Origin of the sequence: Plantactinospora sp. WMMB782, from assembly GCF_049179135.1 — a bacterium.
GTDB lineage: Bacteria > Actinomycetota > Actinomycetes > Mycobacteriales > Micromonosporaceae > Plantactinospora.
In genome coordinates this window covers 7,530,350-7,550,993 of record NZ_JBMHMC010000007.1, presented here as the reverse complement: position 1 = coordinate 7,550,993, position 20,644 = coordinate 7,530,350, and the positions used below count along the sequence as shown (strand labels likewise).

The window sequence follows — 20,644 nt, the reverse complement described above, 5'->3', positions numbered from 1 at the left end:
TGAACTCTAGCCACGGGCACGGGCCGCTCGTCAAGACCCTTCGTCGAGGAAAGTTGCCGGCAAAGTGCCGCTGATAATTCGTATTAGCGTCTTGACGTGCGCACCCGGCGGCTATTGACTTCTCCACCAACGAGCGGCGTCCATCCCCGGACGCCGGATCACCGAGGGTTACCGGAGGACCGTCCCATGGCCCGTACCCCTGAGATCAGCCGCCGCGCACTGCTGCGCGGCGCCGCCGCCGTCGCCGGTGGCACAGTCGCCGGCCTGAGCACCGCCGCCCCCGCCCTGGCCGGACCCGCCGGCTTCCCCAGCTACCGCTACCTGCGCGACGCATTCGCCGGGCCGTTGCGCTACAACCCCACCGGCGAGTTCATCTTCCCGTGCGTCCGAGGGGTCTACGACAAGATCAGCAACCGGCTCGGCCGCTACTACCTCTACTACGGCCCGCACGACGCGCCCGGCGGGATCTGCCTGGCCTACGCGGACCGGCTCGAAGGCCCCTACACCGAGTACCCCGGCAACCCGGTCGTCGACCGCCAACTGCCCGGCGGCGTGCAGGTCAGCCACGTCGCCTCGCCGCACGTCGTGTGGGACGCCCCGACCCGCCAGTTCTACCTCTACTTCCACGGCGAGAACCACACGACCCGGGTGGCGAGGTCGACCGACGGCGTGCACTTCACCGACGAGACCCCGATCCTCTCCACCAGACTCGTGCCGAACACCACCGAGACCTCCTACGCACGGGTCTTCGAGCACCCGGTCGCCGGCAAGGGCAACCGGTACGTGATGGTCTTCATGGCCGTGCACACCGTAGGCCCGGGCACCCGCAAGATCTTCTGGGGCTGGTCGCCGGACGGCTGGAGCGGCTGGCAGTTCTCACCCACGCCGCTGGTCTCGCCCACCCCCGACGGCTGCGTCGACATCTCCGCGCCCCACCTGCTCACGCGCAACGGCACCGCCTACCTGGCGTACCACGGCAACACGGGCAACATGTACCTGACCGAGGTGGGCAACAACTTCGACCGCGAGGTGCACCTCGGCGTCTTCCACCGCCCGATCGCCTCCGACAACGGGCGGACCGCGTCGCCGGCGTTCGGCACGGACGGCGGCGTGCAGTACATGCTCTACGAGGCCGGCCCCCGGCTGGACGCCCGGATCTGCATAGCCCGCGCCGTGTGACCTGTCGATTCGGGGGCCTGCCGTGCCGCCCGGCCGGGTGCGCTGTCGGTGGCAACCGCTACCCTGCGCAAATGGTTGCCGGCACGCTCGACGACTGGCTGCTCGACTCCGACCCCGCTCTGCGCTGGCAGGTCGAGCGGGATCTACTCCACCTGCCGACGCAGGTCTGGGCCGCGACCAGGGCGAGGGTCGCCAGTGCCGGGTTCGGAGCGCGGCTGCTCGCGCTCCAGGACCCCGACGGGCAGTGGGCCGGCGGGGCCTTCTTCCCCGCCGGCTTCGACTTCGACGATGCCGGGGCGTGGGAACGGGACGGTCAGCCCTGGACGGCGACCACCTGGACGCTGAACTCGCTAAGGGAGTGGGGGCTCGACCCGGACGCCCTCGCCGGGACGGCGGAGCGCCTCGCGGCGCACTGTCGCTGGGAGTACGACAACCTGCCGTACTGGGGCGGCGAGGTGGACTGCTGCATCAACTCGTGGACGCTCTCCAACGGCCTGTGGCTCGGTGCCGACGTCGACGGGCTGGTCGACTGGTTCCTCGCCCACCGGCTGCCAGACGGCGGGTGGAACTGCGAGTGGGTGGACGGGGCGACCAGATCCTCGTTCCACTCCACCCTCAACACCCTGAAAGGGCTGCTCGACTACGAGCGGGTCACCGGCGACCGCGAACGGGTACGGGCCGCCCGCCGCGCGGGGGAGGAATACCTGCTCACCCGTGGGCTGTACCGCCGGCTCTCCACGGGCGAGCCGGTCGGTCCCTGGGCGTTGCGGTTGGCGTACCCGTTCCGTTGGGGCTACAGCGTGCTGAACGCCGCAGACTACTTCCGGGCTGCGGCGATCCACGACGGCACCGCCCCGGACGAGCGGATGGCGGACGCGATCGCGCTGATCCGGGCGGCCCGGCAACCCGACGGCACCTGGCTACAGGGCGGGCGGCACCGCGGCCAGGTGTGGTTCGAGGTCGACGTGCCGGCGGGGGAGCCGTCGAAGTGGCTGACCTGCTATGCGACCAGGGTGCTCCGCTGGTGGGACGACCACCGGCGGGTCGGATCCGGGCCGGCCTGAGCGTCGTCCCCCCGGCCAGAGAAGCCTGCTGCCGCAGGAACGTCAGCACGAGTCGGCTGCCGGCGTAGCTTCAGGGCGAGCGTCGGGCGACGAAGACGAACTCGCGGCCGGGGCGGTCCGGGGCCTCGCGCACGTCGAGGGCCTGGTAGCCGCTGGCGGCCAGACTTGACTCGACCTCCTCCCGGGTCCGGAACCGCAGGGTCGAGTCGGAGGTGAGCACCGCGCCGTCGGAGCGGAACCGGTACGTGTACCGGAACGAGACGAACGGAAGGCTGACGTCGGTGACGACGAACCGCCGTTCCACCCGGCCGCTGCCGGGGATGTCGAGGGTGACCGGCTCGGTGTCGGTGCCCCACTCCTCCCAGGCACGGCGGTCGGGGCGCCTGGTCTCGAAGACCAGATGGCCGTCCGGGCGGAGCGCGGCGTGGATGCTCCGGAGCGCCCGAGCCCAGTCGTCGTCACCGAGGAACACCTGCGCCACGTTCCCGGTCATCGTCGCCAGGTCGGCGGCGAGCGCGGGCAACGCCGTGGCATCGCCGTGGATCCAGGTCACCCGCCGGTCGGAGTCCTTCGACCGTGCCACCTCGAGTGACGCCTCGGCCGGATCGACTCCCACCACCGTACGTCCGCTGCGGGCGAGTAGCACCGCCAGCGATCCGGTACCGCAGCCGACGTCGAGCACCCGGCGAGCCGCCAACTCGTCGGCGATCGCCAGATAGCCGGCCAGGTCGTCGCGTTTCCCGTCGAAGGCGTCGTAGAGGCGGGCGAGGCGCGGATGGGCGAAGATCGCATCGGGCACCGTCGGACGATATCGATCCCCGGCTGCTGGAGCGACCAGAATCGGTTGTCAACGGACACGCTCAGGCCTGGGCGGCGGCGATGTCGCGCCCTGCCTGCGCCACCGGTAGTGGCGGCAGACAGCGACGGCGACGGCGATGGCGAACAGCAGCGCGATGGCACCCTTCCAGGACCGTTCGAACCACGCTCGCTGCTCACCGAATGCCGCGTCACCGGCCGCCATCGCCCAGAGCACCAGCCAGGTCCATTGCCAGCCACGAGGTCGGGAGAACCGGTCGGGCCGGTCGGTGAACGCGATCCAGACGGCGACCACCGCGCCGCCGACTAAGACCAACGGTACGCCTACGCGCCAGACAGCCTGCCAGACCGACACGGGCCGATGATGACATCCTGGCGGCCACCGGCGCTAGCCCGGTCCGTAGGCACCTGCTACCGCACCCTGCGGCATGCCGTCCGTGTCGGTCACCCGGTCGGTCGCTGCCGCATGATCCAGGTCGGCAGGGGCTCGGTCACCGTACCCACGACCTGCCATCCGGCGCGGCGGTAGACCTCGAGGTTCACCGGGTTGCTGGTCTCCAGGACGGCGGGCAGCCCGTCGGCGGCGGCCCGGCGCAGCCCGGCGGCCATCACGGCCCGACCCCACCGGCGCCCGGCGCTGTCCGGATGGGTGCCCAGGACGCCGAGGTACCAGAACGGGGCGGCCGGCATCGCGGCGTGCACCGTCCGGGTGTATCCGCGGACCCGGGCGAGCGCGTCCGGGGCCAGTACGGCCGCGAGGTCCTCGTCCGAGGAGTCGTGGTCGCCGGTGGGCGATTCCCAGATGGCGGTCGAGGCGCCACGCTCGATCGTCCAGATGGTGCCCTTGGAGACCCGCCTGTCGAAGAGGTGCCCGAAGAAGGCGGCGGCGGACCGGGGATAGGTGTCCTCGTCGGGAAAGAGATACCGCAGGACGGGGTCTCGGGAGAAGGCGGCGACAAGGGAGCTGACCACCCGGGTACGGTCGGCCGGGGTGGCGATGGTGATCTCGGGAGACGACACGCCGTCGGACTCTATCGGGCGGTTCCCGTCGCACCGACCGGATTTCGGGTTACCGGTAAAACGCTTGTCGACCGTCCGTGATCGGCCGATGATGGCGGCCATGGCCACGCCCCGATGGACCGGTGACCGTCCTGCCTTGCCGGGTGGTCCGGACGTGATCGGGCCGAGGACGCAGGATCTCTCCGCACGGTCGACGCGGCGGTGAGCGCCGGTGGATGTCGCCCGTCGCCGTGAGCTTGCCCACCGGGTGCTCGACGGCTACGCGAGCGGCCATGGTGCTCCGGTCCGGGCGACGGCCAGGGCCCTCGCCAAGTTCGACAGCGCCCTGGCGAAGTCCGACAGCGCGGTGCCGATGTCCGACGGCGCGATGGTGGCGGAGATCGAGAGCGCGGCGGTCGGGGCCGACAACGCCCTGGTTCTGCTGCTTGTCGAGGGGATCAGTGACCAGATCGCGGTGGAGACGGCTGCGGTTTGCCGTGGCCTGGACCTCGACGCGGAGCGGGTGGTGGTCGTGCCGATCGGTGGCGCGCACGCGATCGGCCGCTTTCTGACCAGGCTCGGTCCGCCGCCGCTGCGGGTACGGCTTGCCGGGCTGTGCGATCTCGCCGAGGCGGAGATCTTCCGCCGGGGACTGCGCACCGCCGGTGTCGGCGTACCGGACAGCGACGCCGAGCTGGCGCGGCTCGGCTTCCAGGTCTGCGTCGAGGACCTGGAGGACGAGCTGATCCGCGCGGTGGGCGTCGAGGGCGTCGAGGCGCTCTTCGACTCGCAGGGGGCCCTCGGCTCGTTCCGGTCGTTGCAGAGTCAACCCGCCTGGCGCGGCCGGAATACCGAGGGGCAGATGCGCCGGTTCCTGGGCAGCGGCTCGCGCCGCAAGTCCCGCTACGCCCGGTTGCTGGTCGAGGCGGCGGTAGCCCGGAACGCCCTGCCACGGCCGCTGGACGCGCTGCTCCGCACCGTCTGCGCGCCGCACTGACGGACTGACCCGGGTCAGGTGGCGGGAAGCCTGAACCGCAACCGCGGAAGGAATCTGCCCGGGATGGCGGTGGACGGCGTCTCGCCCACGCGTACCGCGCCCATGTTCAGATAGAAGCCCTCGGCGTTGGGGTCCGCACCGATCGAGACGCTCCGGAAGCCGTGCTCCCGGGCGGTCCGTACGGCGTGCTGCCAGAGCCTGCGGCCGACTCCACGACGCAGCCAGGAGGGCTCGATCCAGAGGTTGCCGAGCTCGCCCTCGGGCGGTACGCCGTCGAGGGTGTAGAAGCCGACGAGCCGACCGGCCGCCTCGGCGACCACGGTGCGCCGGTCGTCGATCTCCTCCGGCCGGAGAGTCAGGTCGGCCCGGCAGGCATCGAGGAAGCGCTCGTGGTAGCCCCAGTGCGCCTTGGACCTGAGGGCCAGCTCGCTCAACGCCCCGGCCTCCTCGGCGCGGGCCGGCCTCATGACGATCCTCACGTCCGTACCCTGTTCCAACGTCCTGCCTCCGCATGGAAAGGCCCTGTTCCGGTATATCCGGTCCTTCTCCGGCTGGGCGGATGCCCGTTCGACGGAGACCGTGTTGACGGATCGTCGTCGTAGCATCGCCCGTTGTCGTGAGCCGCACCGGATCCGCCCGTGTGAGCCTGATGTCGACATACTTCGATGTCCAGGGCCACGGCTCGACGGGGAGTCGCTGTGCACCGTGGACGTCTTCGGGAGGAGGGTTCATGCGCGGACGCAGATGGGCGACCCTGGTGGCGGCGGCGACGCTCGCACTGGGTGGACTGGTCGGGGCCGCCGCCGGTCCGGCCGCTGCCGACCCGGTGGGCGGTACGCTGCGCGGCGTCTACTACGACGGCCAGTTCTGCAACAGCTACGGCAGCGAGGGTGTGCAGACCGGCCAGTGGAGCTGGTACTACTGCGAGTACCGGGTGTACAACCCGAACAGCCCCGGCTTCTACTTCCTCTGGACCTTCACCTACTGAGGCGGGTCGTCCGGCAGGGTACGCCGGACGCGCGACGGGCCGAGCGTCCGGCGTACCCGTGGAACTATCTGACCGGGACCGTCCGGGTGACCTGGACGGCGCGGCGCAACCGGCCGTCGGCGGCCAGTTCGCCGAACATGTAGATCTCGGTGGTGATCGTGCCGCCCTTGCGCAGTTCGGCGGTGAGTCGGTATTGGGCGGCGACCTGGTCGCCGTCCACGAGTGCCCGTTCGACCTCGACCCGGAGCCCGGTGGCCCGTCGGCGGGCCGGGCCGATGTGCTCCAGCAGCCGTGCCCGGTCAAGCGGAACGCCGTCGTTGACCAGCTCGTAGTCCGGGGTGTGGTAGCGGTCCAGCACGACCGCCGGGTCCTCGTCGCCGAGCCCCGCCTCCTGCGGATAGCGGACCAGATAGCCGGCGAAATCGGCGCGGGGTGTCATCGGGGCCCTCCCGGGTCGTCGTTACCTTGGATCGTCGTTATCTTTGACAGCTGTGTCCAACTTAACGCTGCCGGATAGGTTGGACAACGTGTCAGAACCGACCGGTTCCCGGCCCCGCCGACGGCGGTCGGACGCCGACCGCAGCGCCGCCGCCGTACTCGACGCCGCCGTCGAGGTGCTGGGCCGGAATCCGGACGCGAAGGTGGAGCAGGTCGCGGTAGCGGCCGGGGTCACCCGGCAGACCGTGTACGCCCACTACCCGTCCCGGCCACTGCTGCTCGGTGCGGTCGTCGCGCGCATCACCGACGAGGCCGTCGCCGCACTCGACGCCGCCGACGTGGACAGTGGCACCGCCACCGAAGCCCTGCTGCGCTGGCTGGACGCGACCTGGCGGCTGTTCGACAGGTACCCGCTGCTGCTGGACCCCTCGGTGGCCGCCGCCGACCCGGCGGAGGACGACCGCCGGCACGCCCCGGTCGTGGCGCGGCTGGCGCGGCTGGTCCGGCGTGGCCAGGCCGGCGGCGAGTTCGACCGCACCGCGAGCCCGGCCTGGCTGGTCTCGGCGACCGTCGCGCTCGGACACGCCGCCGGCGGCGAGGTCGCCGCCGGGCGCGCGACCACGGCCGAGGCGGCGGCCGCGCTGCGCCGGAGCATCCTCCGGGTGTACGGCGTCCGTCAGCCCTGACCGGCGACCCGGGCATCGCAGGCCGTCCTCCGGTCACATCACGGCGGGTCGCCCCGTCTTCGAGGCAAACACTGTCTCGGGAGGGTTCGTGTTCGCTGCCTATGTCACGGTCACCATCGTCGCCGCAGTCTTCACCGGCATCGCCGCCGTCACCTATCTGATCGGCCACGCGTATCCGAAGGCGCAGGCGGACATGAAGCGGATACCGCGATCCTGGGTGCCGGTGCTCGGCCTGCTGCTGGCGGCCGGTTCGCTGGGCCTGCTGGCCGGATTCGCCGTACCGATCCTGGGCACCCTCGCCGCCGCCGGTCTCGTGCTGTACTTCCTCGGCGCGCTCGTCGCGCACCTGCGGGTGGGCTCTCGACAACTCGTGGGCTGGGCGGTCTTCTTCGTCACCGTGCTCGCCGCGCTGGCCGTCAACCTCGGCCACCACCACCTGTGACCGCTACGGCCGTCACCTGATACCGCTATGGACGGCCGGGCCGGCGAACCGGTCCGGCCGTCCGTGGGCCGTTCGTCGATGCCGCTACCGGGCGGCTACCGGTCGAGCGGTTCGACCCAGATGTTGCGGTACTGCACCGGGTTGCCGTGGTCCTGCAACCGGATCGCGCCCGAGGCCGGACCCTCGGGCCGGCTGCCGCCGGTCGGGCCGAGGATCTCGACGTCGTCGTGCACGGTGACGCCGTTCCACACCACCGTCACCCGGGGGTTGGCGACCTTGCCGCCGGCCGCGTCGTACCGGGCCTGCCGGTAGACGATGTCGTACGACTGCCAGCTCTGCGGCGGCCGTGCGGCGTTCACGTCCGGTGCCTTCTGCTGGTAGATGGCCGCGGCGTCGTTGACCTTCGGCGGGTCGATGCCGAACGAGTCCAGCACCTGGATCTCGTAGCGGTCCTGGAGGTAGACGCCGCTGTTGGCGCGATCCTGCCCGGTCACGTCCGGCGGGTAGCGCGGCAGGTTGAACTCGACGTGCAGCCGGAAGTCGCCGAACGCCTCCACCGTGCGCAGGTCGCCGTTGCGTACCGTCATGGCACCGTCCGCGACCGTCCACTCGGGTTGCCGGCCGTCGGTGTGCTGCCACCCGGTCAGCTCACGGCCGTCGAAGAGGGTGATCCGCTCGCCGTGCGGCCGTACGGCGAGCACGTCGAGGTTGACGTGGCCGGAGTCGGCGGCCTCCTTGCGGTACTCGACGACGTTGCGGCCCTCGGCCAGGCGCACGGCCGTGCTGACCGTGCCCCACTCCTCCCAGGTGACGGTGGAGGGGAAGACCGTCTGCCGCACCCGCTTGCCGTTGACGTAGAGGCTCAACTGCTTCTCGCCGGAGTACGGGTTCGGGCCGTTGCTGTAGCGTATCGCCAGGTCGTAGGTGCCGGCTTTCCGGACGTCGACGGCGATCCTGGTCGACGCGCCGTCCTCGGCGAACCCGGCCGCGAAGCCGGCGCCGGAGTAGCCGGCGTGGTCGGTCGCCATGCCGACGCCGACCGTCCGGCCCTCCTCGGCCTCGAAGAACGTCTGCGGCTGCACCACCCGCCCCGGGATCTCGTTGAGTGTGTACCACGCCTCGGTGTTCCACAGCTCCTCGCCGTCGGCCGAGCTGAACGGCCGGGGCGAGCGGAGGTGCACGACGCGGTTCTCCTTCAGCCCCGGGACGGTGAGCCTGACCGTGCGGCGGTCCCGGGACAGCTCGGCCCGGCTGACGTCGAGGGTCTCCAGGTCGAGCTTGGGGCCACCGTACTGGCTCGTCGCGCCGTACCGCCACTGTGTCGCCTGGTAGGCGTCGGCGAGTTCCCCGGCCGTCTGCGCCGACAGCGGCTCGGTGTACTCCAGCTCGAATCCGGTGCGTGTCGCGCGCATCCGCCTGACCTCGAACACCGACCTGCCGTTCGGGGTGAGCTTCTGTAGGCCGTGGCTGAGCTTGCCCTGCTGGCCCCAGTTGCCGCCGGCACCGAGACCGCCGACGTAGAGCGCGCCGTCGGGGCCGAGGCTGACCTCGTTGACGCCGGCCTCCAGGCCCTGGGTGTGCCGGAACACCGCGCCCTGGTACTGGCCCTCGACCCTCTCCAGGAAGACGCGTTGCAGGCCGCCGTAGGTCACGTCGCCGACCACGAGCTGCCCCTGGTAGGGACCGCGCTTGAGCAGCACCGGAGTGGACGGCGAGTTGGCGATCTCGTTCTGCGGCAGCCAGACGACGGGGCGGGTCACCGGCCTGTCGTCGAACGGGCCCTCCGGGGTGGTGTAGTGGTTGTAGAAGGCTCCCGGCTTGATCTCGACCAGTTTGGACGCGGGCAGCCAGCCACCCTGGTTGTCGGTGACGAAGACCTCGCCCCGGGGACCCCAGCCGATCCCGTTGGGGGTACGCAGCCCACCGGCCAGGTAGGTGATCCTTCCGGTCCGGGCGTGCACCTTGATCGAGGTACCGCGGTTCGGCGCGGGCTGCGGGACCGTGGTGGCGCCGCCCAGGTCGATCGCGACGGAGAGGTTGAGGTGGAAGTACCCGTCCCGGTAGAGCAGGCCGAACGCGAACTCGTGGAAGTTGCCGCCCCACGGCCAGGTGGCGACGGTCCGGCGCTCGTCGCCGACGCCGTCCCGGTCGGTGTCGCGCAGCGCCGTCAGCTCGTGCTTCTGGCTGACGTAGACGGTGCCGTCGACCACCGCGACGCCCTGCGGCTCGCGCAGTCCGTCGGCGAACCTGCGGTAGCTGACCCGCTCCGGACCGCTCTGCCCGGTGACTCCCTCGACCACGTGGATCTCCCCGGTGGCGTTGTCGGTGCCGCCCCAGGTCGAGACCACCAGGTCGCCGTCGGGCATGAAGGCCATCCCGGTGACCTGCGGCTGGTAGCCGTCGGGACGCAGGTCGGTCAGCGTGTAGCCGGGGTGTACCCGGTCCAGCGGCAGGCCGTCGCCGGCCGAGTCGGTGGCCCCCTCGCAGTATTTCCAACCCGGCGCGGTGACCCGCACGACGCCCGCGTCGGTGCTCAGCGCCGAGGTCGGCACCAGGGTGAAGTCGTCGGCTCCGGGGGTACGCCATTCGAGCCGCAGGACCTGTTCGCCGCCGTTGTCGAAGAACTCGACGAAGAGCGGGTGCAACCCGGCGGTCAGCTCGACCTCGCCCTCCTTGGCGGTCTCACCGTGCAGCCCGTCGTGGTCGACGACGCGCTGTTCCCCGATGGTCAGCCGGGACCCGTCGTCGCTGGTCAGTCGGAAGGCGTAGCTGCCGTCGACGGGTGCGGCGAGGTTGCCGACGACGTGGCTGACGAACCGGTCGGCAAGTCCGAACTCGTCGGTGCCGGTCCAGTTGATCTGCGGCATCAGCTTGTCCACGTTCGGCGTCTGCGCCGGCTTGAGGGTGCAGAGCGTGTCGAGCGAGGTGCCCATGTCGAACGAGCGCAGGGTGACGCCGGGCTCCTGTGGCGGGACGTCGGCAGTGCCGGCGGGCGCGGCCGAGGCGGGGGTGACGACGGCGGTGCCGAGCAGGCCCGCCAGTGCGGCGCCCGCCGCCGCGAGTGTGGCGCTGCGGCGGCGCGGCAGCCGTCGGTTCGGTGGGGTCACGGTTCCTCCTGGTCAGGGGGATCCCGGCCAGGAAGCAGCCTGGTTTCTTCCAAGCCGGTCAGCGCGATCTAGCAAAAGATCGAGCGCCGACCCTACCACTTTAGATAGAACAAGCGAAACTTTTGCATGCATGAGCAAAAGTCTTCTGGCCCGGGACCCGAGGAGGCCGCTCGACTCAACTGTGGGACGCTGACGTCCAGCCCTGCTGGCGCAGCCGTTCGATGCCGTCCAGCAGCAGGTCCAATGCGAACTCGAACTCGAACTGGTCGTCGCAGCCCTGCCCGACGACCGACGCGTCGTCGTGGGAGGCCGCGGTGGCGATCGCCGCGAGGTGCGGGAACCGGGCCGCGGCCTCCGGCGGGAACGCCGCGGCCGGCGGCTCGGGTTCGGCCGTGCCGGACCGCCCGGCGCGCCGGGACGTGTCGAACAACTCCTGGCTGAAGCCGAGAACCCGGCTGCCCATCGCGTGCATCACGTGGTGGGCGAGGTCGGTGGTGAACCCGCCGGCCCGGAGCGTACCGACGATCGAGTCGAGATAGCCGAGGACGGCCGGCGTCGCCGTGTTCCGGGACTCGATCGCCAGCGGTGCCCAGGGGTGCCGGCGCAGCACCTGCCGGGCCGCGAGGATCCGGCCCCGGACCGCGTCCTGCCAGCCGGCGTCGGACGCGGGTGACCCGATCTCGCCGACCACCACGTCGATCATGCCGTCGAGCAGTTCGTCCTTGTTGGCCACGTGCTTGTAGAGCGCCATCGGCACGACGCCCAGCTCCTGGGCCAGGTTGCGCATGCTGAGGGACTCGATCCCGGTCTCGTCGGCGAGTGCGACGGCGGCGCGCAGGACCCGTTCCCGGCTCAGCGGCGTCCGGCGCGGCGTCCCGGCCTGCCCCACCGTCTCGACCTGCTCCGCGGTCTCGGCCTGCTCCACCATCTCGATCCTCGTCTTCCGGCGACGGTTGGAACCCTATCCGCCTTGACGAGTGTACGCCGTACACCTACCCTGTTGGCAGTGGGTGTACGCCGTACACCAGGGGGAGGTAGGGAAAGATGAAGGCGATCGTGCAGGACCGGTACGGGCCGCCGGAGACACTCCGGCTCGACGACGTCGACGTGCCGGTGCCGGCCGCCGACGAGGTGCTGGTACGGGTCGAGGCTGCCGCGCTGAACGCGTACGACTGGCACATCGTGCGGGGCGATCCCCGGATGGCACGGCTGGCGTGGGGCCGGCCCGCGCCCCGGGCGCGGATCCGAGGCCGGGACTTCGCCGGCCAGGTCACGGCGGTCGGTGCCGACGTCCGGCGGCTACGCCCCGGCGACGCCGTCTTCGGCGACCTCGGCGACGCCAACGGCGCCTTCGCCGAGTACGTCTGCGTGCCCGAGGCCCTGGTCGCGGCCAAGCCGGCGAACCTCACGGCGCAGCAGGCCGCCGCCCTGCCGCTGGCCGGGGTCACCGCCCTGATGGGACTCCGCGACGTCGGTCGGCTCCAGCCCGGTCACCGCGTCCTCGTCAACGGCGCGTCCGGCGGTGTCGGCACCCTCGCCGTCCAACTGGCCAAGGTGCTCGGTGCGACCGTCACCGGGGTGTGCAGCACCCGCAACGTCGACCTGGTCCGCTCGCTCGGCGCCGACCGGGTCGTCGACTACACCCGCGACGACTTCACCCAGATCGCCGGCCCGCACGACCTCGTCCTCGACCTGGTCGGCAACCGCTCGCTCACCGCGCTGCGGCGCTCGCTCACCCCGACCGGCACGCTAGTGCTCTCCGGCGGCGGCGTGTTCAGCGGCGGCAACCTGCTCGGACCGGTCCGGCTTCTCACCAGCGGGCGGCTGCTGGCACCCTTCGTCCGGCACCGCATCGTCGTTCTCGACGCCGCGCCCGGCCGACAACACCTCGACACGCTCCGCGAACACGCCGAGGCCGGCCGGCTCACCCCGGTCATCGACCGGACCTACCCGCTGCACCAGGTCCCCGACGCCATCCGCTACCTCGAAACCGAACACGCCCGCGCCAAAGTCGTCATCACCGTCCCCTGATCCCACCCCGAGCCAGGGAAGATCGCGCTCGATCGGGGAAAGAGTGGCCATCCGGCGGGTGGAGGCCACTCTTTCCCGGAAGTAGTGCGATCACCGGGCTTCGGTGGCGAGATAGCGGTGGTGGGCGTAAAGGGTGAGGGTGAGGCGGTCGCCGTGCGGGGTGGCGGGCACCGGCTCGCCGGTGGTCGTGTCCCGCAGGGTGTGTGGGGTGGCGAAGAGCGGGCTGCGGAGTGTCACCTCGGCGGTCCGGTCGGCGGTCAGGGCGATCTCGGTGGCTGCTCCCGCCGACCACGCCACGTCGACGGTCAGCCCACCCCGGGCCCGCAGGCCGCGGATCGATCCGGTCGGCCAGGCACCGGGCAGCGCCGGCAGCAGGTGAACCTCGCCGCGCTGGCTCTGCACCAGCATCTCGGCGATCCCCGCAGTGGCACCGAAGTTGCCGTCGATCTGGAACGGCGGGTGGGTGTCCCAGAGGTTCGGCAATGTGCTCTGCCGCAGTTGCCCGGCGAGCATCCGGTGTGCCCGGTCCCCGTCCAGCAGCCGGGCCCAGAAACTGATCTTCCACGCCCTGCTCCAGCCCGTACCGCCGTCGCCGCGCGCGGTGAGCGAGACCCGGGCGGCGGCGGCCAGCTCCGGATCGTCGAGCGGGCTGATCTGCGCGCCCGGATGCAGGGCGAACAGCTGCGAGACGTGCCGGTGCCGGTCGGCCGGATCGTCCAGGTCCGCCTTCCACTCCTGCAACTGCTCCCACGAGCCGACCCGCAGCCCCGGGTCGAGCCGGCCCAGCGCGTCCCGCAGCTCGCGGCGGAACGCGTCGTCGCCGCCGACGATCCCGGCCGCCTCGACGGTGTTGCCGAGGAGTTCCCGGACGATCTGCTGCGACATCGAGGCACCGGCGGTGAAGTCGCCGTGCTCCGGCGAGTAGCTCGGCGAGACCACCAGGCTGCCGTCGCGCGGGTCGACCACCAGCTCGTCCAGCCAGAAGAGCGCCAGTTCCCGCATCAGCGGGTACGCCCGCTGCCGGAGGAACCGCTCGTCACCTGTGAACAGGTAGTGCTCGTAGTAGTGCCGAGCCAGCCAGGCACCGGCCTCGGGGAACCAGAACGCCTGCGGATAGCTGTGCAGGCCGGTGAAGCCGTAGACGTTCGTCTCGTTGTGCACCACCCAGCCCCGGTTGCCGTGGACCTGCCGGGCGGTGACCCTGCCCGGCGGCACCAGCGCGTCGACGAAGTCGAAGAGCGGGGCGGTGGTCTCGGCGAGATTCGTCGTCTCGGCCGGCCAGTAGTTCATCTGGAGGTTGACGTTGAGGTGGTGGTCGGCATCCCACGGCGGGTCGCTGACGTTGTTCCAGACGCCCTGGAGATTCGCCGGCAGCGAGCCGGCCCGGGAGGAGGCGATCAGCAGATAGCGGCCGTAGGCGAAGAAGAGCGCCTCCAGCGCGCGGTCCGCCGCCGATGTCCCGGCACGGTAGCGCCGCAGCAGCTCGTCGGTGGGGATGGCCGGCATCCGCTGGCCGATGTCCAGGCGTACCCGGTCGAAGAGCGCGCGGTGGTCGGCGGTGTGCGCGGCGAGCAGGTCCGGATAGGACCTCCCGGCCGCCGCGTCGACAGTCGCGGTGACCCGGGCGTGCGGGTCGGCGCCCCGGTACGTCGGAGCGCCGCCCGCGTAGTCCGTGCCGGCGCCCAGCACCAGCGTGGCGGCATCCGCCCCGGTCACCGTGACCGTGCCGTCGGCGCCGCAGGTGACCGTACCGCCGTCGGCGAGGACCTGGATCTGCGCCTCGTACCTGAGCCCGTTGTCGGTGAGCGCACCGGCGAAGGTGATCCGGCCGCCACTGGCGGTGACCTGCTTCGAGCGGTTGTCCGGCGCGGTCACCCCGGCGGTGAAGCCGATCCTGCCGGGCCGGTCGGCGACCAGCCGCAGCACGAGTACCCCGTCGGGGTGGCTGGCGAAGTACTCGCGGGTGTGCCGCACCCCGTCGGCGGTGTAGCCGACCGTGGCGACGGCCCGGCCGAGGTCCAGCTCGCGACGGTAGTCGGCGACCGGGCCGGGGTGCCCGGTGAGCCGCAGCGACAACTCCCCGAAGGTGTCGTACGCCCCGAAGCCGCGCTTCGGCTGGCCGAGCCGCTCCGCCACCTCCGCCGGGTCGAGCCGGCCCCGCTCGTCGATCAGGCGTCGCACCTCGTCGATCGCGCCGGGACGCGGCGAGGTCCAGTTGCCGAAGTCGTAGCCGCCGGCCGAGCCCGGACCACCGGTCCAGAGCGTCTTCTCGTTGAACTGCACCGTCTCGGTGCCGAGCCGGCCGAAGACCATCCCGCCGAGGGCGCCGTTGCCGATCGGCAGGGCCCGGGTCTCCCAGTCGGCGGCCGGCTCGTCGTACCAGAGGGTGAGCGGATCCCCGGCGGAGGCGGCGGCGCCCGACCCGCGCTCGGGGTTCGCCATGGCCTGCCTCCGAAGGTTTCTCGGGCACGCATCCGATGTTTGGCGTCGAGATTACAAAGGACAGGCCGGGCAGACAAGGGCGGGCCCCGGATCGTCGATGTCGACGCCGGCGGCCCCGTCCAGAAGGTGCGGCCTCGGGGTGGAGCGCGGGCAGGTCAGCGCGGCGGTGATCGGCTCCCGGCTCTTGTGCGCCGGTGAACCCACCTGATAGACATCGGACCTATCGCTGACGGGTTACGCGGAAGGCTGGGGGCGACGGGTGAGGCTATTGCGGGTGGGCGCACCGGGACAGGAGTCCCCGGCGCTGCTGGACGAGGCCGGACGGCTGCGCGACCTCGGCGCGGTCGTCGATGACCTGGACGGGGCGTTCCTGGCCGGCGGCGGGGTCGAGCGGCTGGCCGGGCTCGACGCCGGGAGCCTGCCGGTGCTGCCCGACGGGCTGCGGATCGGGCCACCGCTGCGGCCCGGGAAGATCGTCTGCATCGGGCTGAACTACCGGGACCACGCCGCCGAGACCGGCGCCCCGCTTCCCACCGAGCCGGTGGTCTTCATGAAGGCCGCCGACACGGTGGTCGGCCCGGACGACGAGGTGCTGCTGCCGCGCGGCAGCACCAGGACCGACTGGGAGGTCGAACTGGCCGTGGTGATCGGGCGGACGGCACGATACCTGGCCGGTCCCGGGGAGGCGCTCGACCACGTCGCCGGGTACGCCGTCTCGCACGACGTCTCCGAGCGGGAGTACCAGCTCGAACGCGGTGGGCAGTGGGACAAGGGCAAGAACTGCGAGACCTTCAACCCGCTCGGCCCCTGGCTGGTCACCGCCGACGAGGTGCCCGACCCGCAGCGGCTCGGGCTGCGGCTGTGGGTCAACGGCACGCTCAGGCAGGACGGCAACACCGCGAACATGGTCTTCCCGGTGGCCGAGATCGTGCACTACCTGAGCCAGTTCATGGTGCTCTATCCGGGAGACGTGATAAACACCGGCACCCCGGCCGGGGTGGCGCTCGGCCAACCCGAGCCGAAGCCGTACCTGGTCGCCGGTGACGTCGTCGAGCTGGAGATCGACGGGCTGGGGCGGCAACGGCAGACGGTGGGCCAGGCATGATCTTCACCGGACTGGAGATCGCCGACATCCGCTTCCCGACCTCCCGGGAACTCGACGGCTCGGACGCGATGAACCCCGACCCGGACTACTCGGCCGCGTACGTGGTGATCCGCACCGACGCCGGGGACGGGCACGAGGGGCACGGCTTCGCCTTCACCATCGGCCGGGGCAACGACATCCAGGCCGCGGCGATCGGCGCGCTGCGGCCGTACCTGGTCGGCCGGCGGGTCGAGGCGGTCCTCGGCGACCTCGGCGGCTTCTGGCGCGAGCTGGTGCACGACTCGCAACTGCGCTGGCTGGGGCCGGAGAAGGGCGTCATGCACATGGCGGTCGCCGCCGTGGTCAACGCGCTCTGGGACCTGCGGGCCAAGCGGGCCGGCATGCCACTGTGGCGACTGCTGGCCCGGATGAGCCCGGAGGAACTCGTCGACCTGGTCGACTTCCGCTATCTCAGCGACGTACTGACCCGGGACGAGGCGCTGGGCATCCTGCACGCCGCCCGCCCCGGCCGGGTCGAACGGGAGGAGCGGCTGCTGCGCGACGGCTTCCCGGCGTACACCACCTCACCCGGGTGGCTCGGCTACGACGACGACAAGCTGCGCCGGCTCTGCGCCGAGGCGCTGGCCGACGGCTTCACCCAGATCAAGCTGAAGGTCGGCGCCGACCTGGCCGACGACATCCGGCGGATGGCCATCGCCCGCGAGACCTGCGGGCCCGACATCCGGATCGCGGTCGACGCCAACCAGCGCTGGGACGTACCCGAGGCGATCCGCTGGGTGCGCGAGCTGGCGCCCTACGACCCGTACTGGATCGAGGAGCCGACCAGCCCGGACGACGTCGTCGGACACGCCACCATCGCCCGGGAACTCGCCCCCGTGCGGATCGCCACCGGTGAGCACGTCGCCAACCGGGTGGTGTTCAAGCAACTGCTCCAGCTCGGCGCGATCTCGTACGTGCAGATCGACGCCAGCCGGGTGGCCGGGGTCAACGAGAACGTCGCGATCCTGCTGCTGGCGGCGAAGTTCGGCGTGCCGGTCTGCCCGCACGCGGGCGGGGTGGGGCTCTGCGAACTCGTCCAGCACCTGTCGATGTTCGACTACGTCGCCGTCGCTGGCTCGATGCGGGACCGGGTCATCGAGTACGTCGACCACCTGCACGAGCACTTCGTCGACCCGGTGGTGGTCCGCCGGGGCCGGTACCTGGCACCCGGCGCGCCCGGGTTCAGCTCCACGATGCGCCCGGAGACGCTTGCCGGGTACGCCTACCCGGACGGCCCGGTCTGGGCGGCGACCCCGCCGACGGCGGCCGGCGCGGTGGCTCCGGTCCCGGGGCGCGGGGCGGCGACCTCGGCACCGGGCGCCGCGGCTCCGCCCCCGGGGCCCGGGGGCGTGCTGCCATGACCGCCGGCAACGGTCCCGACGGGGCGGGCGGGCCAGGGGGGCCCGGCGGAACCGGGCCAGGCGGGCCCGGCGGAACCGGGGCGGGCGGGCCAGGCGGAACGGCCGGCGGAGGTGCCGGCCGGGGCGAGTTCGCCGGGTTGAGCGCGGTGGTGACCGGTGGCGCCTCGGGCATCGGACTGGCCACCGCCAAGCTGCTGGCCGACCGGGGTGCCCGGGTCGCCTGCCTGGACCTGGACCCGGCGGCGGTGCCCGAGCCACTGCTCGGCATCACCGCCGACATCTCCGACGACGCCTCGGTGCGCGCCGGGATCGCCACGGTGGTGCGGGCGCACGGCGGCATCGACGTACTCGTCAACAACGCCGGGATCGGCGCCCTGGGCACCGTGGAGACGAACCCGGACGACGAGTGGCACCGGGTGCTCGACGTGAACGTGGTCGGAATGGTCCGGGTGACCCGGGCCGCCCTGCCGCACCTGCGCCGGTCGTCGTACGCCGCGATCGTCAACACCTGCTCGATCGCGGCCTGGGCCGGGCTGCCCGACCGGGCGCTCTACAGCGCCAGCAAGGGTGCGGTGCAGTCGCTCACCCTGGCGATGGCGGCCGACCACGTCGGGGAGGGGATCCGGGTCAACTGCGTCAACCCCGGGACCGTGGACACCCCCTGGGTACGCCGGCTGCTGAACTCGGCCGGCGACCCGGCGGCGGAACTCGCCGCACTCCAGGCCCGCCAGCCCACCGGCAGGTTGGTCGGCCCGGAAGAGGTGGCGGCGGCGATCGCCTACCTCGCCAGCCCGTACTCCGGGGCGACCACCGGCGTGGTGCTGGGCGTGGACGGCGGCATGTACGGGCTGCGCCCGCGCTCGGCCCCGCCGCCAGGCTGACTCGTTCCGCTGGTCATCCGACCTAACGGTTCCTGACGTCAAGAAGCGTTCGGGAAGTTTGCCACGCCTGCCTCTTGTGGGCCCGGGAGTGGCCTGGTAGACATCCGATCTATTGCCCGTCCAGGCCGTCTGTGTCGGAACGGTATCGAAAGGAGCCTCTTCGGTGGCACGCGAAGGAGAGCCGGCGTGACCGCCGGAACCAGGCTGGGGCACTCGGCGGTGCAGGTGAGCCCGCTCGGCCTCGGCTGCGCCCCGATCGGCAACCTCTACACGGCGGTCGGCGAGGCCGAGGCGCTGGCGACGGTCGCGGCGGCCTGGGACGCCGGTATCCGCTACTTCGACACGGCACCGCACTACGGGCTCGGACTCTCCGAGCGGCGGCTCGGCGACGCGCTGCGTACGCTGCCGCGCGACGAGTACACGGTGAGCAGCAAGGTGGGGCGGCTGCTGGTGCCGGACCCGTCCGGGGCGGGGCGGCGGGACGACGAGGGCTTCGACGTGCCCGCCGACCACCGGCGGCACTGGGACTTCAGCGCCGACGGGGTGCGGCGGTCGCTGGAGGCGAGCCTGGGCCGGCTCGGGCTGGACCGGATCGACCTGGTGCTGCTGCACGACCCGGAGGACCACCAGACGCAGGCGCTGGAACAGGGCTATCCGGCCCTGCACCAGCTGCGCGCCGAGGGTGTCGTCGGTGCCGTAGGGGTCGGCTCGAAGCAGTGGCAGGTGCTGCACCGGTTCGTCGCCGAGACCGAGATCGACGCGGTGATGGTGGCCGGCCGGTACACCCTGCTGGAGCAGCCGGCGCTGGACGGCCTGCTGCCGGACTGCCAGCGGCGCGGCGTCTCGGTGCTGGCCGCCGGGGTCTTCAACAGCGGGTTGCTCGCCGTCGAGCGGCCACACGCCGGACTTCCGTACGACTACGCCGACGCGCCGGCCGAACTCGTGGAGCGGGCCCGGACGATCGCCACGATCTGCGCCGGGTACGGCAGCACCCTGCCGGCGGCGGCACTCGCCTTCGCCGCCGCGCACCCGGCGGTCGCCTCGGTGGTGGTCGGCGCGCACCACCCCGAGCAGGTACGCCGGAACGCCGCGCTGCACGCCGCCGACCCGCCACCCGGGGAGTTCTGGTCGGAGCTGGTCGCCGCGGGACTGCTCCGCGCGGACGCACCGGTACCCACGTCCCGGGTGGGTGCGCGATGATCGTCGACGCTCACCACCACCTGTGGCGGATCTCCGACGGCTACTCCTGGCTCGACGCGCCCGAACTGGCCCCGATCCGCCGCTCGTTCCTCCCCGCCGACCTGCTCGCCGAGCTGGCCGCGGCCGGAGTCGACCGGACCGTACTGGTCGAGGGCGGGCGCTGCGACACCGGCGAGGCGGAGATCCTGCTCGGCTACGCCGCCAGTACCCCGGCGATCGCCGGGGTGGTGGCCTGGGCCGACCCGGCCGATCCGGAGCTGGCCGCGACGATCGCCGGCTACCGGGCGCTGCCCGGTGGGGAGCTGCTGGTCGGGGTCCGGCCGCAGTTGCAGGGCGAGACCGATCCGGGCTACCTGGACCGGCCGGCGGTGCGGCGCGGGCTGCGTACCGTCGCGGAAGCCGGACTGGCCTTCGACGTGGTGTGCCGGGCGGACCAGTTGCCGGCGGTGGCCCGGGTCGCCCGCGAGGTGCCGGAGCTGCGCTTCGTGCTGGACCACCTGGGCAAGCCGGCGGTCCGGGACGGTGCGGCCGGGTTGGCCGGCTGGGCCGGTCCGCTGGCCGAGCTGGCGGCCTCGCCGAACGTCACCGCGAAGCTCTCCGGCCTGGTGACCGAGGCGGACTGGCGGCGGTGGCTTCCCGCCGACCTGCGGCCGTTCGTCGCCGAGGCGGTCCGGCTGTTCGGGCCGGAGCGGCTGATGTTCGGCTCGGACTGGCCGGTCTGCCGGCTCGCCGCCGACTACGGCGCGGTGCTGGCGGCGTTGACCGAGGTGCTGCCGCCGCTGTCGACGGCCGAGCGGTCGGCGGTCTTCGGCGCGACGGCGGTGCGCGCCTACCGGCTCCGGGACTGACCTGCGGCCGGTCTTCGCGGT

At 72.1% G+C, this 20,644-nt stretch carries 20 protein-coding genes; 12 read left to right on the top strand and 8 right to left on the bottom strand.

The features are described from left to right. Positions 1-186: 186 nt before the first annotated feature. A complete protein-coding gene (locus tag ACN28A_RS35695) occupies positions 187-1,179 on the top strand; it encodes a hypothetical protein (RefSeq protein ID WP_421403082.1) in 993 nt (330 codons plus the stop codon). Positions 1,180-1,250: 71 nt separating this feature from the next. After that, positions 1,251-2,243 (top strand): squalene cyclase, encoded by a 993-nt coding sequence (locus tag ACN28A_RS35690; RefSeq protein ID WP_421403080.1) that lies wholly within the window; start codon positions 1,251-1,253, stop codon positions 2,241-2,243. A gap of 70 nt (positions 2,244-2,313) precedes the next feature. Here the strand turns inward: ACN28A_RS35690 and ACN28A_RS35685 are convergent, their stop codons facing one another. The 3 genes from ACN28A_RS35685 to ACN28A_RS35675 form a co-directional block, all read right to left on the bottom strand. Continuing rightward, positions 2,314-3,042 (bottom strand): class I SAM-dependent methyltransferase, encoded by a 729-nt coding sequence (locus ACN28A_RS35685; RefSeq protein ID WP_421403078.1) that lies wholly within the window; start codon positions 3,040-3,042, stop codon positions 2,314-2,316. Between the two features lie 48 nt (positions 3,043-3,090). Next, a complete protein-coding gene (locus ACN28A_RS35680) occupies positions 3,091-3,414 on the bottom strand; it encodes a hypothetical protein (protein ID WP_421403076.1) in 324 nt (107 codons plus the stop codon). Between the two features lie 89 nt (positions 3,415-3,503). Then, complete coding sequence (locus tag ACN28A_RS35675; RefSeq protein WP_421403074.1) at positions 3,504-4,079, bottom strand: GNAT family N-acetyltransferase; 576 nt, start codon at positions 4,077-4,079, stop codon at positions 3,504-3,506. A 211-nt stretch (positions 4,080-4,290) separates the two neighbouring features. Between ACN28A_RS35675 and ACN28A_RS35670 the strand changes: the two genes are divergently transcribed. Continuing rightward, positions 4,291-5,055 (top strand): TOPRIM nucleotidyl transferase/hydrolase domain-containing protein, encoded by a 765-nt coding sequence (locus ACN28A_RS35670; protein ID WP_421403072.1) that lies wholly within the window; start codon positions 4,291-4,293, stop codon positions 5,053-5,055. A 14-nt stretch (positions 5,056-5,069) separates the two neighbouring features. Here ACN28A_RS35670 and ACN28A_RS35665 read toward each other — a convergent pair whose 3' ends face one another. Further along, positions 5,070-5,534, bottom strand: coding sequence for a GNAT family N-acetyltransferase (locus ACN28A_RS35665; RefSeq protein WP_421403071.1), 465 nt, complete (start codon positions 5,532-5,534; stop codon positions 5,070-5,072). A gap of 251 nt (positions 5,535-5,785) precedes the next feature. On the opposite strand from ACN28A_RS35665, the gene ACN28A_RS35660 reads away from it, so the two are divergent. Then, positions 5,786-6,043 (top strand): hypothetical protein, encoded by a 258-nt coding sequence (locus ACN28A_RS35660; protein ID WP_421403069.1) that lies wholly within the window; start codon positions 5,786-5,788, stop codon positions 6,041-6,043. 64 nt (positions 6,044-6,107) lie between these two features. Here ACN28A_RS35660 and ACN28A_RS35655 read toward each other — a convergent pair whose 3' ends face one another. After that, positions 6,108-6,482, bottom strand: a complete 375-nt coding sequence (locus ACN28A_RS35655; RefSeq protein WP_421403067.1) for a nuclear transport factor 2 family protein — start codon at positions 6,480-6,482, stop codon at positions 6,108-6,110. Positions 6,483-6,570: 88 nt separating this feature from the next. On the opposite strand from ACN28A_RS35655, the gene ACN28A_RS35650 reads away from it, so the two are divergent. Next, positions 6,571-7,167, top strand: coding sequence for a TetR/AcrR family transcriptional regulator (locus ACN28A_RS35650; RefSeq protein ID WP_421403065.1), 597 nt, complete (start codon positions 6,571-6,573; stop codon positions 7,165-7,167). 88 nt (positions 7,168-7,255) lie between these two features. Beyond that, positions 7,256-7,609, top strand: a complete 354-nt coding sequence (locus ACN28A_RS35645; RefSeq protein WP_421403064.1) for a DoxX family protein — start codon at positions 7,256-7,258, stop codon at positions 7,607-7,609. Between the two features lie 95 nt (positions 7,610-7,704). On the opposite strand, the gene ACN28A_RS35640 is transcribed toward ACN28A_RS35645, so the two are convergent. Both ACN28A_RS35640 and ACN28A_RS35635 read right to left on the bottom strand, forming a co-directional pair. Continuing rightward, a complete protein-coding gene (locus ACN28A_RS35640) occupies positions 7,705-10,716 on the bottom strand; it encodes a family 16 glycoside hydrolase (protein ID WP_421403063.1) in 3,012 nt (1,003 codons plus the stop codon). 175 nt (positions 10,717-10,891) lie between these two features. Continuing rightward, on the bottom strand, positions 10,892-11,644 hold the full coding sequence (locus ACN28A_RS35635; RefSeq protein WP_421403061.1) for a TetR/AcrR family transcriptional regulator: 753 nt from the start codon (positions 11,642-11,644) through the stop codon (positions 10,892-10,894). Positions 11,645-11,760: 116 nt separating this feature from the next. Between ACN28A_RS35635 and ACN28A_RS35630 the strand changes: the two genes are divergently transcribed. Further along, positions 11,761-12,747, top strand: coding sequence for an NAD(P)-dependent alcohol dehydrogenase (locus ACN28A_RS35630; RefSeq protein ID WP_421403059.1), 987 nt, complete (start codon positions 11,761-11,763; stop codon positions 12,745-12,747). 90 nt (positions 12,748-12,837) lie between these two features. Here the strand turns inward: ACN28A_RS35630 and ACN28A_RS35625 are convergent, their stop codons facing one another. After that, positions 12,838-15,189 carry a glycoside hydrolase family 95 protein gene (locus tag ACN28A_RS35625; protein ID WP_421403057.1) on the bottom strand — a complete coding sequence of 784 codons (2,352 nt, stop codon included), beginning with the start codon at positions 15,187-15,189 and terminating at the stop codon, positions 12,838-12,840. A gap of 274 nt (positions 15,190-15,463) precedes the next feature. Between ACN28A_RS35625 and ACN28A_RS35620 the strand changes: the two genes are divergently transcribed. The 5 genes from ACN28A_RS35620 (at position 15,464) to ACN28A_RS35600 (ending at position 20,623) form a co-directional block, all read left to right on the top strand. Then, entirely contained in the window at positions 15,464-16,294 is an 831-nt protein-coding gene (locus ACN28A_RS35620) for a fumarylacetoacetate hydrolase family protein (RefSeq protein ID WP_421403055.1), read from the top strand. Next, entirely contained in the window at positions 16,291-17,694 is a 1,404-nt protein-coding gene (locus tag ACN28A_RS35615; RefSeq protein WP_421403053.1) for an L-fuconate dehydratase, read from the top strand. The genes ACN28A_RS35620 and ACN28A_RS35615 overlap by 4 nt, the downstream gene beginning before the upstream one ends. A gap of 137 nt (positions 17,695-17,831) precedes the next feature. Beyond that, complete coding sequence (locus tag ACN28A_RS35610; protein ID WP_421403051.1) at positions 17,832-18,575, top strand: SDR family NAD(P)-dependent oxidoreductase; 744 nt, start codon at positions 17,832-17,834, stop codon at positions 18,573-18,575. Positions 18,576-18,761: 186 nt separating this feature from the next. Continuing rightward, positions 18,762-19,775, top strand: coding sequence for an aldo/keto reductase (locus ACN28A_RS35605; RefSeq protein ID WP_421403049.1), 1,014 nt, complete (start codon positions 18,762-18,764; stop codon positions 19,773-19,775). After that, complete coding sequence (locus ACN28A_RS35600; RefSeq protein WP_421403047.1) at positions 19,772-20,623, top strand: amidohydrolase family protein; 852 nt, start codon at positions 19,772-19,774, stop codon at positions 20,621-20,623. The genes ACN28A_RS35605 and ACN28A_RS35600 overlap by 4 nt, the downstream gene beginning before the upstream one ends. Positions 20,624-20,644: the final 21 nt, after the last annotated feature.